The following is a 16,256-nucleotide window of genomic DNA, read 5'->3' as shown; positions in this document are numbered from 1 at the left end:
AAAAATTCCTCGGTTACTGCGAAAAAGACAGACTTACGCCAAAACGCCCAGCTCTTTGCCGATAGTGATAAAGGCGTCGATTGCCTGTTCTATGTTTTCTGTAGTGTGCGCTGCCGACATTTGCGTACGGATGCGCGCCTGTCCGCGAGGCACCACCGGGTAGAAGAATCCGGTAGCGAATATGCCCTTCTGCTGCAATCGGCTGGCAAACTGCTGCGCTAGCTGTGCATCACCCAGCATCACGGGAATAATGGCGTGATCGGCACCGGCCAGCTCAAACCCAGCTTCCGACATTTTCTGACGAAACAGACGGGCGTTGTCCCAAAGCTGCTGACGCAGCGCACCGCCGTGCTCCAGCAGGTCCAATACCGCCAGTGAGGCGCACACGATTGAAGGGGCCAGCGAGTTTGAGAACAGATACGGACGCGAACGCTGACGCAGCCATTCGACTACCTCCGTGCGTGCCGCCGTGTAGCCGCCCGATGCGCCGCCCATAGCTTTACCGAGCGTACCGGTGATGATGTCGACTCGCCCCATCACCTCGCAGTATTCGTGGCTGCCACGACCCTGCTCACCCACAAATCCCACTGCGTGAGAGTCATCGACCATCACTAGCGCACCAAACTCCTCGGCTAAGTCACAGATGCCGCGCAGGTTGGCTATTACGCCGTCCATCGAAAACACGCCGTCGGTCGCCACCAAAATATGGCGGGCACCGGCGTCTTTGGCCTTCTGCAGACAGGCTTTCAGCTCGGTCATGTCATTATTGGCATAGCGGAAACGTTTGGCCTTGCACAGCCGTATTCCGTCGATAATTGAGGCGTGATTCAACGCATCAGAAATGATGGCATCTTCTTCGCCGAGCAGCGTTTCAAACAGGCCGCCGTTGGCATCGAAACAGGAAGAGTAAAGAATCGCGTCCTCCATGCCTAAAAATTCGGCCAGCCTGTTTTCGAGTGTTTTATGAATATCCTGAGTGCCGCAAATAAATCGCACCGAGGCCATGCCGAAGCCGTGATGGTCCATGCCCAACTTGGCGGCGGCAATCACCTGCGGATGATTAGCGAGTCCCAAATAGTTGTTGGCGCAAAAATTCAGCGCCTGACTGCCGTCAGCTAATGTGACCTGAGCCTGTTGCGCCGAGGTGAGAATACGCTCCTGTTTAAAAAGTCCTTCGGAACGTGCCTGATCGATTTCGTCTTCCAACCGACGATAAAATGAAGCTGACATGAGATTATCTCCTGAAATAACGCATTCAACAGAGAGACTACTAATTAGCCGGGGGAATAACGAGGATTCGAGCAGGTAAATGTTAATTTTGTAGCATATGTCACGGGAGGAAATAAGCTTTTGTAAACGGATACTAATCAGATAGCTTACCAATGTTAGCAGGCTGATGAAGTGTTATGATATGCGCAACTGACTGACGGGGCATGGTGTCCGGTCAAAAACTAATATTAAGGTGATTCCCATGATTATCGTCACTGGCGGTGCCGGCTTTATCGGTAGCAATATTATCAAATCGCTCAATGATATGGGATATCGTGATATTTTAGTGGTTGATAACCTTAAAGATGGCACTAAATTTGTCAATCTCGTCGACCTGGATATCGCGGACTATATAGACAAAGAAGAGTTTATCGCCAGCATCGTTGCCGGTGATGATCTGGGCGATATCGACGCCGTATTCCATCAGGGCGCGTGCTCTTCCACCACCGAGTGGGATGGCAAATACATGATGGATAATAACTATCAGTATTCGAAAGACATTCTTCACTACTGCCTGGATCGCAGCATTCCTTTCCTTTACGCCTCTTCAGCCGCCACCTACGGCAGCCAAAACACCAGTTTTGTTGAAGACCGTAAGTTCGAGCAGCCATTGAACGTTTACGGCTACTCCAAATTCCTGTTCGACCAGTACGTGCGTGAAATCCTGCCGCACGCTGAATCGCAAATTACCGGTTTCCGTTATTTCAACGTTTATGGCCCACGTGAAGGCCATAAAGGCAGCATGGCCAGCGTTGCTTTCCATCTGAATAACCAAATCAAAGCGGGCGAAAATCCAAAACTGTTTGCCGGCAGCGAAGAGTTTAAACGCGACTTCATCTATGTCGGTGACGTAGCGGCGGTAAACCTGTGGTTCTGGCAGAACGGTAAATCTGGCATTTTCAACTGCGGGACCGGTCGTTCAGAATCTTTCAAGGCGGTCGCTGATGCGGTTGTGGATTTCCACAAAACCGGTTCAATCGAAACTATTCCGTTCCCTGAAAAACTGAAAGGTCGCTACCAGTCTTTCACTCAGGCAGATATGACCCAGCTGCGCGCTGCGGGCTACGACAAGCCGTTTAAAACGGTGGCGGAAGGCGTGAGCGAATACATGAACTGGCTTAATCGTTAAGTTAGATTTAAGGGAATAAGTTAACGAGATGAAAACGCTGGTCATTGGGCCCTCTTGGGTGGGCGACATGATGATGTCGCAGAGTTTGTACCGTACTATCAAGGCAAACAATCCGCATGCCGAGATTGACGTGATGGCGCCCGCGTGGTGCCGTCCCCTGCTCGACAGGATGCCTGAGGTCAATCAGGCTCTGGCAATGCCGCTGGGCCACGGTGCACTCGAGTTGGGAGAGCGCCGCCGTTTAGGTATTGCGCTGCGCAAAGAGGCCTATCAACAGGCCTTTGTGTTACCCAACTCATTCAAGTCGGCGTTGGTGCCTTTTTTCGCCTCGATTCCCAAGCGTACCGGCTGGCGGGGAGAAATGCGTTATGGCCTGCTTAACGATGTTCGTAAGCTCGACAAAGACGCGTTTCCATTAATGGTCCAGCGCTACGCGGCGCTGGGCTATGACGCTTCGCGAATTAAATCGGCTGCCGACCTGCCGCAGCCGATACTCTGGCCTCGGCTGGCAGTGAACCAAACCGAAATTTCCACCGTCAGCGCGTCATTTGCTTTAACCGGCGAACGCCCCATTGTCGGCTTTTGCCCAGGTGCAGAGTTTGGCCCAGCCAAGCGCTGGCCGCATTATCATTATGCTACGCTCGCCTCAATGCTTATTGAAGCGGGCTACCAGATTGTGTTATTTGGCTCAGCCAAGGACCACGCCGCGGGCGAAGATATCCGCCAGGCGCTGTCCCCTACCGCGATGAATTTCTGTTTAAATATTGCAGGAAAAACGTCGCTGGATCAGGCTGTGGTGCTGATTGCCGCCTGTCAGGCCATCGTTACCAACGACTCAGGCCTGATGCACGTTGCTGCTGCATTAAACAAGCCGCTGGTCGCGCTTTACGGCCCAAGCAGCCCAGACTTTACGCCGCCGCTCAGTGCGCAGGCACGGGTGATTCGCCTGATTACCGGCTACCATAAAGTGCGCAAAGGCGACGCCGCTGAAGGTTATCATCAGAGTCTGATCGATATTCAACCCACTCAAGTTTTCAGCGAGCTACAACAACTCCTGGCAGCAAAAAAGGAGCTGGAATGCGGGTTTTAATCGTAAAAACGTCCTCAATGGGTGACGTTTTACATACACTTCCTGCGCTGACCGATGCAATGCAGGCCTTCCCTGACATCAAGTTTGACTGGGTCGTTGAGGAAGGGTTTTCACAAATTCCAAGCTGGCATCCTGCCGTTGATCGCGTGATCCCGGTGGCTATCCGCCGCTGGCGTAAAAATTGGTTTGGTTCAGAAACCCGCCAACAGCGCTGCGACTTTAAGCGTGTTCTGCAATCTCGCACCTATGACATCATCATTGATGCTCAGGGCTTGGTGAAAAGTTCAGCGTTAGTGACCAGAATGGCCAAAGGCGAAAAACACGGCATGGACAGCAAAAGCGCCCGTGAACCCTTTGCCTGCTGGTTTTATGACAAAAAGCACTATATTGATAAGAAGCAGCATGCGGTTGAACGCACTCGCGAGCTGTTTGCCAAAAGCCTTGGCTATGAAAAACCTGCTACGCAAGGTGATTACGCCATTGCTTCGCGTTTTCTGAGCAATCTGCCAGAGGAGGCCGAAAAGTATTTGGTGTTCCTGCATGCAACGACTCGTGCAGACAAACATTGGCCGGAAGAGAACTGGCGCGAGTTGATTGGCCTTCTGGCTGACACCTCGCTAAAGATTAAACTTCCTTGGGGGGCTGACCACGAGTACCATCGCGCACTTCGCCTCGCTGAGGGCTTTGAGCACGTCGAGGTTATGCCCAAGTTGAGTCTGGAAAAAGTAGCGGCTATTCTTGCTGGAGCACAGGCCGTTGTTTCGGTCGATACCGGGTTAAGCCATTTGACCGCCGCGTTGGACCGCCCGAATATCACGCTTTACGGACCGACAGACCCCGGTCTTATCGGAGGCTACGGCCAAAACCAGACAACATGTCGTCCTGAGCGGGGGAACGCAATGGCAGATATCAGCGCTGCTCAGGTAAAAAAACTTCTGGATAGGGAGCGTTTGAGTCGTGAGTTCCTTTTTTAAACAACTCTATCGCTACACCCACAAGCGTCCGTTTCGACATAACGAGAATCTTTGGCCCTATATGAGGATCTCCAGAGCGGCGAGCGGAGAAATTATTAGCCTCAACTTTCGTGGGCAGGTGATCCCGATAGTCAGCCTTGCCTCATTGGCAGGTGCCTGCTCTGGCCCGGTTATGCTGGCGGCCACGGGGCCATCGGTAAAAGACATTCACTTTAAAAGCCCGACCCCGGTTCCTACCATGGGGTTAAACGGCGCATGGTCATTGCACAACACCGTCGATTTTAAATTCTATGTCATTGTGGACATGGGGTTTTTAGACAAGCGACCAGAAATGGTGGCCGAGATTGTATCCGACCCGAAGTTAACACTCTTTACGACGGCGCACGGTATTGCCCGTATTGTAGACCGCGTTTCTCTGGCAAGAATCAAGTGTTCCTTGGCGCTGATTGAAGATGCAGCGTTTAAAATATTCCAGCCCAAAATACCGGCCACTGAGCTGGGTCGTTGCTACGCCAATGTGCGCAGCACCTCTTTCGCCGAAAATCGCCCGGACATTGGCTTTACCACCGATATCCGTCACGGGGTGTTTGACGCCGGAACCGTTGCCTACTGGGCGTTGCAGATTGCGGCATATTTAGGTTTTAACGAGATGTATATTATCGGCCTGGATATGAACAACTTTAATCAGCCGAGATTCTACGAGTCAGAAAATAACAAGCTGCCAAGTTTTCTGGCAGAAAGTCTGGATGAGCTGATTGTTCCAGCATTTACCCACGCCAGTCACGTATTGAAGAAGAAGAATATCAGGGTGGTCAATCTCTCGATGAAGAGTGCTATTTCCAACCACATCTTCGAGAAAGCTGATTATCACCAGGTTTTTTTCTAGATTACATCGCCGATAAAACAGCGGGGGTGCTTACTCCCCGCGCATCGTTCTAGAGAATAGGCTTTATTAACGACTCAATACGTTGCTGCACTTCTTCGCTGCTAATAATGGAAAGCGGCTGTTCGCTTATCGTCTTATCCAAGTTTTCTACGTCGGCGGGTACCCACATAATCTGATGCAAATCGGGGTCTTGATAAGGACCCGTGTACTTTGGCACGGCGGTCACAAACAGGCTGACGGTTTTCGTCTTTAACGCCACGGCTAAATGCAGCGGGCCAGTATCGCCGGTCACCAGTACGTCCATATTCCTCATAATGCCCAACAGCTCAGGCAGGCTGGTTTTAGCGATATAGCTGATGACTTGCTGTTTTTCAGCCTCGGACATGGCGCTGAGAAATTCCTCTTCGAGCCCTCTTTCTTTCTCGGTGCCAATCAATACGACTTCATACTGTGGCCCGAGAGCTGTCAAAGATTTTGCAAGTTCGACAAATTTCGCCACCGGCCAGCAGCGCAGCTTTTCCGAAGCTCCCATCTGGAAGCCGACAGTTATCTTGTCGTTGTCCTTGGCTATCGGCGGAAAATCAACCGGAATAAACATGTCTGTGTTGCTGATTTCGCAGCCCAACAGCTTAACCAAGTTGAGCTTTCTCTGAATTAAATGGCCTTCAAAACTCGCGAGCGGGTGGGCAAGCCAGCGTTCAATGCCGCTCGGCTTACCGCCGTAAACATCTTTAATAATGTACTCGCAGCCCGCCAGCACCGCGCTTATCACATCATAAGGCGGCTTCGAGTGCAGAATAATTGCCAGCTCAGGTTTATTTACACGTAACGCTTTTACTACACCGGTAATATCACGAACCTTTTCGTCCCAATAAACCACGTCATCGAAATAGGCGCTTTTAGCGACCAAACCTTTATTTTTATGACTGGAAACCAGCGTAATAAAAGCGTGCGGATAACGATTTTTAACGGCGCGGATCGCCGGCGTATTGAACATCAAGTCGCCCAGCGCGGTGGTCGAATAGATAACGATACTGGTAAAAATACGTTTTGAGTCAAACGAATCGCGAGGCTTTAGTTGACCACCAAAAAGGGTGTAGGCCTGCAAAAACTTATTTGCTACCGCTGTTTTCCACTTCTTCGCCATCTTAATTTACTTTCCGCTGATAATATTCAGCCAATGTTAATCCCACCGTGCGCTCGCTCAGCCAACTGAACAGCTGCTCTACGTCACGATAAAGTCCTTCAATATCTTGTTCGTTTTTAAATGTTGGACTTCCGCCTGGCATAAATTCAGACGAATGCAGCATAAACTCAACGTAATCATGCCCCTGCGACAGGCTCTTCGCCGCTACCTGCTTCATTCTCTCAAGATTTCCGCCCGAAGGGCGCAACCATAGCGCAGAAGGAGAGCGCTTTTTGCCGCGTAGCGCATCATAACCTTGTTTCAAACCGTTCATTAACGGCGAGTGCTTGAGGTGGATGCTCATCGGCACTTCAAGCAGTGAGGACTTGCCGGGGCGGCTGATGTCCTCGGCATCCATGAAATAGGCCTCACGCGGGAAATGTCGATAGTCCGTTCCCCCCTGACCGTCAGGATTACCGGGTGAGAATGCCCAATTGACGTGCGGAGTTACTGAACAATCGACCTGATAACCGTACTCCACCAGCAACGAGGCATAATATTCATTAAACGCCCAACGCCCAGCACGATGACTGAGCATTTTAGTCTGAAAAGAGTCTTCCAGCAGCTTGGTCATATGGTCGACCTTAGCTCTAATAACATCTTTCGGATATTCAATTAGATAGGGCTTATGTCGCCAATCATCAGTAGTCAACGGCTGGTGCGGCGGGCTGTACCACGCGTGCAGATGCATGCCGACTTCGCCTGTACCGCGATGGATCACATCTTTTGCAAATTCAACGTACTGCGCATCCATTGCCATCTCATAGTTGGTGAGATAAACAGGTTTGAAACCGTATTTCTCGCAAAGCGCCTGAAACCGTGGCAAGTAGCGAGTATTCTCGGTTGAGATGCTGTCGTGATTCTGCCAAAGATTGTCGCCTTCGGTGTCGATCGTGATGATAAATGCTGGTTTAGTCATAAAATGCTCGGTCAAAACGCAATGAAGTTTTCTTGGCACAACTCTGATTAATCGCCGCCATCCTCTGGGGAAAACTAAAACTAACTCGTATTACGACAACAATTAACTCATTCTGTTGTCTATTCTTTGGTATTTTTCAACTCATGGCAAGAACGGTCTCGAACAGTAGCCACATTCTTCTGGGTCCTTTAGAATCTATCCCTAAATCCTTAAATAGCGATTAAAGATGACACAGGTTTCAGCAACAACTATCACCCCACCGCCGCGGCGTATCCTTATTATCAAACTGCGTCATCACGGCGATATGTTGCTGACCACACCGGTTATCAATACGCTGCATCAGCATTATCCCAACGCCGAAATTGATATGTTGATGTACCTGGAAACCCGCGAGATGCTGGCCAGCCATCCGGCGCTGAGTCATCTTTTTACCATCGACCGGCAGTGGAAAAAGCAGGGTGTGCGGGCGCATATGGCGCATGAAATCAAGCTGGCTCGTCAGCTCATGCATCGCAAATACGATTTGGTTATCAACCTTGCCGACCAGTGGCGTAGCGCCATTGTCACTCGTCTGACCGGCGCTCAGACCCGACTTGGATTTGCCTTCCCCAAACGTCAGGGCAAAATCTGGCCTTTTTGCCACACTCGGCTAGTGAGCACTTCAGGCCACGGTGCGCTGCACACCGTTGAGCAGAACCTCTCTATTTTATCCCCTCTTGAACTGACGCCGGCGGTGACACATGCCACCATGAGCTATTCTCCCGAGGATGAACAGGCTGTTGGTCAGTTATTACACGAAAATGGAATAAAGCTCCCTTTTATTGTGGTGCAACCGACCTCTCGCTGGTTTTTCAAATGCTGGACTGAAGAGAAAATGGCAGAGACCTTCCGTGCATTAGCCGCCAAAGGCTATCCAATTGTGGTCACGGCGGGACCCGACAAGCGCGAACTTGAGATGGTGGACAAAATCCTGGCGCTTTGCCCAGGCATCAACATTGTCTCGCTGGCCGGAAAGCTTTCGCTGCGCCAACTGGCGGCGCTAATTGACCAAGCCGCACTGTTTATTGGCGTCGACTCAGTTCCAATGCACATGGCAGCCGCGCTGCAAACGCCGCTGATTGCGCTATTTGGGCCGTCAAAACTGACCTTCTGGAAGCCTTGGCAAGCGCTGGGGGAGGTTATCTGGGCCGGGGATTTCGGTCCGCTGCCCGATCCTGACGACATTGATACTCACACATCCGAACGCTACCTTGATGCCATTCCCGCACAGGCAGTCATTGATGCGGCAGACAGGTTACTCCCATGAAGCATTTCAGACTGGCGCTGGTGCGCCAAAAATATCGTCCGGACGGCGGCGCGGAACGCTTTGTTTCACGCGCGCTTGAAGCGTTGGAAAACCACGACCTCGAGCTAAACGTCATCACCCGCCAGTGGCAGGGCGAGATTAAGCCGGGTTGGAAGGTACATATCTGTGATCCGTGGAAGCTAGGCCGCATTAGTCGCGAGCGCGGTTTTGCCAACGCCGCCCGCAGCCTGTGGCACAAAGAGTCCTTTGACTTGGTACAGAGCCACGAACGCATCCCGGGCTGTGACCTATATCGTGCGGGTGACGGCGTGCATCGGCGCTGGCTGGAGCAGCGCGCACGTGTGCTCCCCGGTTGGAAGGCAAAACAGCTTTTTAGTGACCGCTACCACCGATACGTGATGCAAGCCGAGCAGCAAATGTATGCCGCACCTGAGCTCAAGGCGGTCATTTGCAACGCCGAGATGGTTAAACAGGAAATCATCAGCGAGTTTGGTGTACCCGCAGAAAAAATTCGGGTTATCTATAACGCCATCGACAGCCAAAAATTCCTGCCGCCGACTGAAGCACAACGCAGCGTTTTACGTGCCCGTTATCAGGTTCCCGCCGAAGCGACCTGCCTGATTTATGTAGGGTCGGGCTTTGAGCGTAAAGGGCTGGATGCGGCGATAAAAGCCATTGCCAATACCGATCGCCACCTGCTGGTCGTAGGTAAAGATAAAGATGAAAAACGCTATCGATCGCTTGGTGCCACGTTAGGTTGCACGAATCGTGTACATTTTTTTGGAATGCAGACCTCAACGCTGGACTTTTATCAAATGGCCGACGGGCTGCTGTTGCCTACGCTTTACGATCCGTTCCCGAATGTCATTCTGGAAGCGATGGCCTGCGGACTGCCGGTGATTACGACGCCAACCTGCGGCGGTTCGGAGTTTATCGTTCAAGGCGTTAACGGTTATGTATGCGATGCACTCGACGTGGCCGCGTTACAGATGGCTGTTATGTCCTTACCAAAACAGGCCTTAGGATCGGCAGAGGGCGAAAAGGCGCGCGAAAGAATTATCGACTGCTCGCCGCAGCGGCTTTCGTCACAGCTTATTTCACTGTATCAGGAGTTGGTGGGCTGATATGCGTATTCTCTTTGTTATTGATGGCCTGCCCGGCGGTGGCGCAGAAAAAGTGGTGCTGACGCTGGCCGAGGGATTATTGCAGCAGGGGCACCACGTCTCGCTGTTTTCGCTGCGCGACGTTTGCCAATATTCTCTGCCTGCCGGCCTGGATTACAGGGTCATTAAAGACCAGAGCCGTTCGCCGTGGCGCAAGCTCACAGAGCTGTCACGCCGTGCCGCACAGTTAGATAAGGTTCTGCGCAAGACCGATGCGTTTGATTTGGTCTTATCGAACCTGCATAAAACCGACCGTATCGTCGCCAAAAGCCGAGTGTTGGACTTTAAAAAAGTCTGGTTTTGCCTGCACGGCATGTTCTCAACTTCGTATCTTGGCCATCGCACCGGCTTTGATCGCTGGTTGAAACAGCGAAAAATCAAATCTGTGTACCACAATCGCAACGTGGTGGCTGTTTCCCGCGCCGTCGCCAATGACATTGAGCAGCAGTTTGGCCTGCGCCTTTCGCAGCTTGAGGTGATTTATAACCCTTTCGATACTGATGCCATTCGTGCCGCTGGCGAGCAGCCTTGTGAAATGGCCGGTCAGCCTTACCTCATCCACGTCGGCCGTTTTCATGAAAACAAACGGCATGACCGACTGATCGAAGCCTATGCAAAAAGCGGCGTAACGGCGCCTTTGCTGCTGCTGGGTCAGGGTAAGCCGGAGCAAACTGAAAAGCTAAAAGCGCTGGCCGAGAAATTTGGCGTAGCTGAGCGGGTTATATTCAAAGGTTTTCAGTCCAACCCTTACCCCTATGTGCGCCACGCATCGCAGCTGATTCTAAGTTCGGACAGCGAAGGATTTGGCAACGTGCTTGTCGAGGCTTTATTGCTTTATACACCGGCCGTCAGCACCCGCTGCCCCGGCGGTCCGGCTGAAATCCTCACTGGCGAACTGGCGCGTGGACTGGCCGACCTGAACGCAGCCGCATTGGCCGACACCATTAAGGATATTTACAATAATCCTCCGCAAATAGACCAACAGCAGTTGTCTCATTTCGGGATAGTGCCCATCTGCGAACAATACGCAGCACTGGCAACCAGCAAGGGAGCCAAGGGCGAAGGAGGATAAAAATGATAGCTTTGGATGGGGTAACTATTTAGAATTCGGCCTTTACCCTTAGATTTTACGGATATTATGTTACAAACGCTGTATACCGTTCTTCTTTACCTCATCCAGCCGCTTATCTGGGTTCGTCTCTGGATGCGTGGTCGGAAAGCGCCGCTCTATCGTAAAAGATGGGCAGAGCGCTATGGATTCTGCCAGGGTAAAGTCGTGGCGGACGGCATTATGTTGCATTCAGTTTCCGTCGGTGAAACGCTGGCAGCGGTTCCTTTGGTACGGGCACTGCGCCATCGGTATCCTTATTTGCCCATTACGGTCACCACCATGACGCCTACCGGCTCAGAACGCGCGGTATCGGCTTTTGGTAAAGACGTCAGTCACGTTTATCTGCCTTACGACCTTCCAAGTTCGATTAACCGTTTCCTTGACCAAGTTCGCCCTAAGCTGGTGATCATCATGGAAACCGAGCTGTGGCCGAATCTGATTACCGCGCTACATCAGCGTGAAATTCCACTGGTCATCGCCAATGCGCGCCTGTCAGCCCGCTCTGCCAAAGGCTATGGCAAATTAGGCAAATTTATTCAGGGCGTGATGAAAAAAATCACCCTCATCGCCGCGCAAAACGCTGAAGACGGTGAACGCTTTGTTTCACTGGGGCTGAAACGCTCCCATCTTGCGGTAACCGGCAGCCTGAAATTCGATATTTCCGTCACCCCAGAGCTTGCCGCACGTGCGCTGACCCTGCGCAGCCAGTGGGCTTCGCGTCGCCAGGTGTGGATAGCTACCAGCACACACGACGGCGAAGAAGCGATTCTTCTCGCCGCGCATCGTGAATTGTTAAAGACCTTCCCTACTCTGCTGCTGATTTTGGTCCCGCGCCATCCTGAACGCTTCCCCGTTGCCTGTGACCTGACTAAAAAGGCGGGCATGACATTTATCCAGCGCAGCACCGGCGAAGTGCCTTCGGCACAAACGCAGGTGGTGATCGGCGATACGATGGGTGAACTGATGCTGCTTTACGGCATTGCCGATATCGCCTTTGTTGGCGGAAGCCTGGTAGAGCGCGGCGGACATAATCCTCTTGAAGCGGCGGCACACGCTATTCCGGTATTGATGGGTCCGCACACGTTCAACTTTAAAGACATCTGCGCCAAACTGGCTCAGGCAGACGGCCTGATAACGGTGAACGACAGCACCTCTCTGGTCAAAGAAATTTCAACCCTGCTGACCGATGAGGACTATCGTTTGTACTATGGCCGCCATGCGGTTGACGTATTGCGTCAGAATCAGGGCGCACTGCAGCGCCTGCTGCAACTGATGGAGCCTCATCTTCCACCGCGGAGTCACTAACGTATGTCTGCCCAAAAACGTCTGTCGGTGGTGCTGATTGCCAAAAACGAAGCCTCACTGCTGGAAGACTGCCTTAACTCGGTCAGTTGGGCAGATGAAGTGGTGCTGCTCGACTCTGGCAGCAGTGACGGCACGCAGGCGCTGGCGCGCAGTCTTGGCGCAACAGTGTTTGAAAACAGTCAATGGCAGGGATTTGGCAAACAGCGCCAGCTCGCTCAAGAGCACGCCAGCGGTGAATATATTTTGATGATCGATGCCGACGAGCGCGTTTCGCCCGAGCTGCGTAAATCAATTGAAGACTGTTTACGGCAACCCGATGAAAATAAAGTCTATCGACTTGGTCGGCGCAACCTGTTTTTGGGCCGTTTTATGCGCCACAGCGGTTGGTATCCCGACAGAGTAAACCGCCTGTATAAGGCTGATAAATATCGCTATAACGATGATCTCGTCCACGAATCGCTCAACGTTCAGGGCGCGGATATCGTCGATCTCAAAGGTGATTTACTGCACCTCACCTGCCGCGACTATTTCGCTTTTCAACGCAAACAGATGAACTACGCGCAGGCCTGGGCAGAACAGCGCCATCAGCAGGGTAAACGATGCAGTTTCTTTTCAATCATCAGCCACACCCTTGGCGCTTTTTTCAAAACGTGGATCCTGCGCGCGGGTTTTCTTGACGGCAAGCAGGGACTGATTCTTGCCAGCGTGAATGCGCAGTATACTTTTAATAAGTATGCGGCCCTGTGGGCGTTCAGCCATCAACTGCAAAAAAGTGAGCCACTATGAGCACCAAGGCAATCTATCCCGGCACCTTCGACCCGTTGACCAATGGTCATCTGGACTTGGTAACCCGTGCATCATTGATGTTTGAGAAAGTTATTTTAGCTATTGCGGCCAGTCCGCATAAAAAAACGCTCTTTTCTCTTGATGAACGCGTCGCACTGGCGGCCAAGGCGACGTCTCATCTCGCTAACGTCGAGGTGATGGGCTTCAGTTCGCTGATGGCTAACTTCGCCAAAGAAAATCAGGCCAACGTTCTGGTACGTGGTTTACGTGCGGTATCTGATTTTGAATATGAAATGCAGCTCGCCAGTATGAACCGCCACCTGATGCCCACGCTGGAAAGCGTATTCTTAATGCCTTCGAAAGAGTGGTCATTTATTTCTTCCTCTTTAGTGAAAGAGGTGGCGCGACACGGGGGAGATATCACGCCTTTCCTGCCTGCTCACGTGACTCAGGCCTTACTTGAGAAAATAGCAGCCGATTAACGCTGACAGGTGCGGCAAAAGAAGGTGCTGCGCTGGGCATGCTTGCTGCTTTCAATGAGCGTTCCGCAAACGCGGCAGGCCTCTCCCGCACGGCCATATACCTGCAATTCCTGAGCAAAATAACCCGGCTTGCCGTCAGACTGTAAAAAATCACGCAGCGTCGTACCACCTTGCTCAATAGAGCGCAGCAATACCGCCTTAATCGTCGATACTAACAGTCCGTACTCTTCCATCGACAGCGAGTTTGCCGGCCGGTCGGGAGATATTCCCGCTACAAACAGCGATTCGCTGGCGTAAATGTTACCCACCCCGACCACCAGCTTGTTATCCATCAACCACGGTTTGATGGGCGATTTTTTCTTTTGCGATTTGTCGCGCAAATAGCCGGCGGTGAATTCCTCGCTGAGCGGCTCAGGTCCCAAATGAGACAAAACGCTGCTGCCCGCCAGATCCTGACACCATAGCCAGGCACCAAAGCGTCGCGGGTCGGTATAACGCAGGACGTAGCCAGTATCCATCACCAAATCAACGTGGTCGTGCTTGGCAGGCTCAGTCTCTTCCGCCAGTACCCGCAAACTGCCTGACATACCGAGATGAATAATTATCCAGCCACTCTTCAGCTCGACCAGCAAGTACTTGGCGCGGCGCTGCACGCTAATTACCACCTGATCGCTCAGCGCCATAATCTCTTGCGATACCGGCCAGCGAAGACGGGCATTGCGCACCACAGCGTGCATGATGGTATGACCCACCAAATAAGGCTCAATACCGCGACGGCTAGTTTCAACCTCTGGTAGTTCTGGCATGAAATATTCCTAAAGCCATGAATGTGCGATGTAGTGTAGCCAACGATGCTACAGCTTCAAGTACGAAATCATCCCCAAAGTAATTGGCGTTGTAATGAACGCGTCTCTGGGAGCTTACACAGGTAAGTGACTAAGTTGAGAGAGTGTATGCCGGGAGCAGATTTGAACGCGGCTTGCAGCGGCCCCGGAAGGGGGGAAGCCCAAGTATGGGCTGAATAGCGCAGCGATAGCTTCAAGTACGAAGGGGAATTTTGGGCATAAAAAAACCCAGCCGGAGCCGGGTTTTTATTAATCCGCTAAAATTATTTAATTTTAGCTTCTTTATAGATCACGTGCTGGCGGACAACTGGATCGAATTTCTTCAGTTCCAATTTTTCCGGCTTAGTACGCTTGTTCTTCGTGGTGGTATAGAAGTGACCAGTACCAGCAGAAGAAACCAGCTTGATCTTCTCGCGAACACCTTTAGCCATGTTTCAGTTCCTTTCCTTAATACTTCTCACCACGGGCACGAATTTCGGCCAAGACCGTTTCGATACCCTTCTTATCAATCACGCGCATACCTTTAGCAGATACACGCAGAGTTACAAAGCGCTTCTCACCTTCAACCCAAAAACGATGGGAATGCAGGTTTGGCAGAAAACGGCGTTTGGTCGCGTTCATTGCGTGGGAACGGTTGTTACCGCTCACCGGGCGCTTGCCAGTAACTTGGCAGACTCGGGACATGTGTCTATTCTCCAAAAATCAAATCAGCTCGAGCTTCGTATAGGGTATGGCCGCCTCGTCAGGCTTTGAGAGCCCATCTCAGCAAACTCCACTGAGAACCGACTCACTGTCGTCGGGTAAAAACCATAAATCATCAGGTTAACCCTATCATCGTGAAGATGTTAGGTATTGAAACCTGCTGAGATAGGCTCTTAACGCCAAACCCAAGATTCTCAAAGGTGGCGTAGTATACGCTCTAGAGCGTAAGTGCTCAAGTCCCGAACAGCTAAAGATCCCTCAGGATCTTTAAAAAATAAGTCTAAATCCAACCACGCTCGGCAAAAGAGACCGTTTCTCCGCCACCTACGACGAAATGATCGAGTACGCGGATATCTAGCAATTGGCACGCTTTTATTATCTGTTCGGTTACCCTTCTGTCCGCAAAACTTGGTTCTGCTTTGCCGGACGGGTGATTATGCGCCAGAATCAGCGCCGTCGCATTAACCTTCATCGCTTCGCGCACAATTTCACGCGGATGAATCTCAACGCTGCTAATGGTACCAGCAAACATCTCCTCATGGCGAATAACACGGTGTTGATTGTCTAGAAAAAGTACTAAAAACACCTCTCGCTCGCGATGAGACAGTAAATTCTGTAAAAACTGGCGGGTGATAAACGGATTGAGCAGCACATTCTCGCACGCGAGCTGCTCCGCATAACGCCGTTGACTGAGTTCGGTAACCGCTGAGAGCTGGGCAAATTTAGCCGCCCCCATCCCGTGAAATCCAATAATCGTGTTGTAATCGGCGGCCAAAATTTTATAAATCGACCCAAAGTGCGCCACCAGGCTTTCAGCTAAAGCCATCACGTTCATTCCACGAACGCCGGTATGGAGAAAAATGGCCAGCAGCTCGCAGTCCGATAAGCTCGATGCCCCCATTTCAATCAACTTTTCTCTGGGACCCCTCCCTTCCTGCCAGATTTTTTTATTATTTTTCATCCCTCACTCCTTATGAGTCAGGATTGTGGCATAGCCTGATAAGCGAGGGTTAAGTCGTAATATTTCCCTGCGAGAGGTCTCGCAAAACGAGAGAACGGGATCCCTAATAACGAAACCGTATAGCTGTCATGAATCAGCATTA

At 51.5% G+C, this 16,256-nt stretch carries 17 protein-coding genes; 10 read left to right on the top strand and 7 right to left on the bottom strand.

Annotated elements, in window-relative coordinates:
• Positions 1 to 33: 33 nt before the first annotated feature.
• Positions 34 to 1,230, bottom strand: a complete 1,197-nt coding sequence (locus tag BS639_RS02940) for a glycine C-acetyltransferase (protein ID WP_084982229.1) — start codon at positions 1,228 to 1,230, stop codon at positions 34 to 36.
• A 241-nt stretch (positions 1,231 to 1,471) separates the two neighbouring features.
• On the opposite strand from BS639_RS02940, the gene rfaD reads away from it, so the two are divergent.
• From rfaD to BS639_RS02920, 4 genes are read left to right on the top strand one after another with little or no spacing between them, the layout of a single operon-like run.
• Positions 1,472 to 2,398: an ADP-glyceromanno-heptose 6-epimerase gene (gene rfaD / locus BS639_RS02935; protein WP_084982228.1), complete on the top strand. Its 927-nt coding sequence runs from the start codon at positions 1,472 to 1,474 to the stop codon at positions 2,396 to 2,398.
• A 28-nt stretch (positions 2,399 to 2,426) separates the two neighbouring features.
• Complete coding sequence (rfaF, locus tag BS639_RS02930; protein WP_084982227.1) at positions 2,427 to 3,488, top strand: ADP-heptose--LPS heptosyltransferase RfaF; 1,062 nt, start codon at positions 2,427 to 2,429, stop codon at positions 3,486 to 3,488.
• The gene (rfaC, locus tag BS639_RS02925) at positions 3,476 to 4,462 is read left to right on the top strand and encodes a lipopolysaccharide heptosyltransferase RfaC (protein WP_084982226.1); all 987 of its coding nucleotides are present in this window, start codon (positions 3,476 to 3,478) and stop codon (positions 4,460 to 4,462) included. The genes rfaF and rfaC overlap by 13 nt, the downstream gene beginning before the upstream one ends.
• The gene (locus tag BS639_RS02920; RefSeq protein ID WP_055773577.1) at positions 4,446 to 5,348 is read left to right on the top strand and encodes a hypothetical protein; all 903 of its coding nucleotides are present in this window, start codon (positions 4,446 to 4,448) and stop codon (positions 5,346 to 5,348) included. The genes rfaC and BS639_RS02920 overlap by 17 nt, the downstream gene beginning before the upstream one ends.
• A gap of 49 nt (positions 5,349 to 5,397) precedes the next feature.
• Here BS639_RS02920 and BS639_RS02915 read toward each other — a convergent pair whose 3' ends face one another.
• Together BS639_RS02915 and BS639_RS02910 are read right to left on the bottom strand one after the other, a co-directional pair.
• Positions 5,398 to 6,495 (bottom strand): glycosyltransferase family 9 protein, encoded by a 1,098-nt coding sequence (locus BS639_RS02915; RefSeq protein WP_084982225.1) that lies wholly within the window; start codon positions 6,493 to 6,495, stop codon positions 5,398 to 5,400.
• 1 nt (position 6,496) lies between these two features.
• Positions 6,497 to 7,453 carry a polysaccharide deacetylase family protein gene (locus BS639_RS02910; RefSeq protein ID WP_055773574.1) on the bottom strand — a complete coding sequence of 319 codons (957 nt, stop codon included), beginning with the start codon at positions 7,451 to 7,453 and terminating at the stop codon, positions 6,497 to 6,499.
• A gap of 226 nt (positions 7,454 to 7,679) precedes the next feature.
• On the opposite strand from BS639_RS02910, the gene rfaQ reads away from it, so the two are divergent.
• The 6 genes from rfaQ (at position 7,680) to coaD (ending at position 13,606) form a co-directional block, all read left to right on the top strand.
• Positions 7,680 to 8,759 (top strand): putative lipopolysaccharide heptosyltransferase III, encoded by a 1,080-nt coding sequence (gene rfaQ / locus BS639_RS02905; RefSeq protein WP_084982224.1) that lies wholly within the window; start codon positions 7,680 to 7,682, stop codon positions 8,757 to 8,759.
• The gene (locus BS639_RS02900) at positions 8,756 to 9,883 is read left to right on the top strand and encodes a glycosyltransferase family 4 protein (RefSeq protein ID WP_084982223.1); all 1,128 of its coding nucleotides are present in this window, start codon (positions 8,756 to 8,758) and stop codon (positions 9,881 to 9,883) included. Before rfaQ ends, BS639_RS02900 begins: the two co-directional genes overlap by 4 nt.
• Before the next feature lies 1 nt (position 9,884).
• The gene (locus BS639_RS02895) at positions 9,885 to 10,994 is read left to right on the top strand and encodes a glycosyltransferase (protein ID WP_084982222.1); all 1,110 of its coding nucleotides are present in this window, start codon (positions 9,885 to 9,887) and stop codon (positions 10,992 to 10,994) included.
• Positions 10,995 to 11,060: 66 nt separating this feature from the next.
• A complete protein-coding gene (waaA, locus tag BS639_RS02890; protein WP_084982221.1) occupies positions 11,061 to 12,338 on the top strand; it encodes a lipid IV(A) 3-deoxy-D-manno-octulosonic acid transferase in 1,278 nt (425 codons plus the stop codon).
• Between the two features lie 3 nt (positions 12,339 to 12,341).
• A complete protein-coding gene (locus BS639_RS02885) occupies positions 12,342 to 13,124 on the top strand; it encodes a glycosyltransferase family 2 protein (protein ID WP_084982220.1) in 783 nt (260 codons plus the stop codon).
• Complete coding sequence (gene coaD, locus BS639_RS02880; protein WP_055773559.1) at positions 13,121 to 13,606, top strand: pantetheine-phosphate adenylyltransferase; 486 nt, start codon at positions 13,121 to 13,123, stop codon at positions 13,604 to 13,606. Before BS639_RS02885 ends, coaD begins: the two co-directional genes overlap by 4 nt.
• Here the strand turns inward: coaD and mutM are convergent.
• The 4 genes from mutM to radC form a co-directional block, all read right to left on the bottom strand.
• Positions 13,603 to 14,412, bottom strand: a complete 810-nt coding sequence (gene mutM / locus BS639_RS02875) for a bifunctional DNA-formamidopyrimidine glycosylase/DNA-(apurinic or apyrimidinic site) lyase (RefSeq protein ID WP_055773557.1) — start codon at positions 14,410 to 14,412, stop codon at positions 13,603 to 13,605. The two genes, coaD and mutM, sit on opposite strands and share 4 nt — an antisense overlap.
• Positions 14,413 to 14,714: 302 nt before the next feature.
• Positions 14,715 to 14,882, bottom strand: coding sequence for a 50S ribosomal protein L33 (rpmG, locus tag BS639_RS02870; protein ID WP_004392084.1), 168 nt, complete (start codon positions 14,880 to 14,882; stop codon positions 14,715 to 14,717).
• Positions 14,883 to 14,898: 16 nt separating this feature from the next.
• Positions 14,899 to 15,135 (bottom strand): 50S ribosomal protein L28, encoded by a 237-nt coding sequence (gene rpmB / locus BS639_RS02865; protein ID WP_005164747.1) that lies wholly within the window; start codon positions 15,133 to 15,135, stop codon positions 14,899 to 14,901.
• A gap of 298 nt (positions 15,136 to 15,433) precedes the next feature.
• Positions 15,434 to 16,114: a RadC family protein gene (gene radC, locus BS639_RS02860; RefSeq protein ID WP_084982219.1), complete on the bottom strand. Its 681-nt coding sequence runs from the start codon at positions 16,112 to 16,114 to the stop codon at positions 15,434 to 15,436.
• Positions 16,115 to 16,256: the final 142 nt, after the last annotated feature.

This window comes from Rouxiella silvae, from assembly GCF_002093625.1.
GTDB classification, from domain to species: domain Bacteria; phylum Pseudomonadota; class Gammaproteobacteria; order Enterobacterales; family Enterobacteriaceae; genus Rouxiella; species Rouxiella silvae.
Note: the sequence above shows the minus strand (reverse complement) of the source record. Positions and strands in the feature narration are given on the sequence as shown.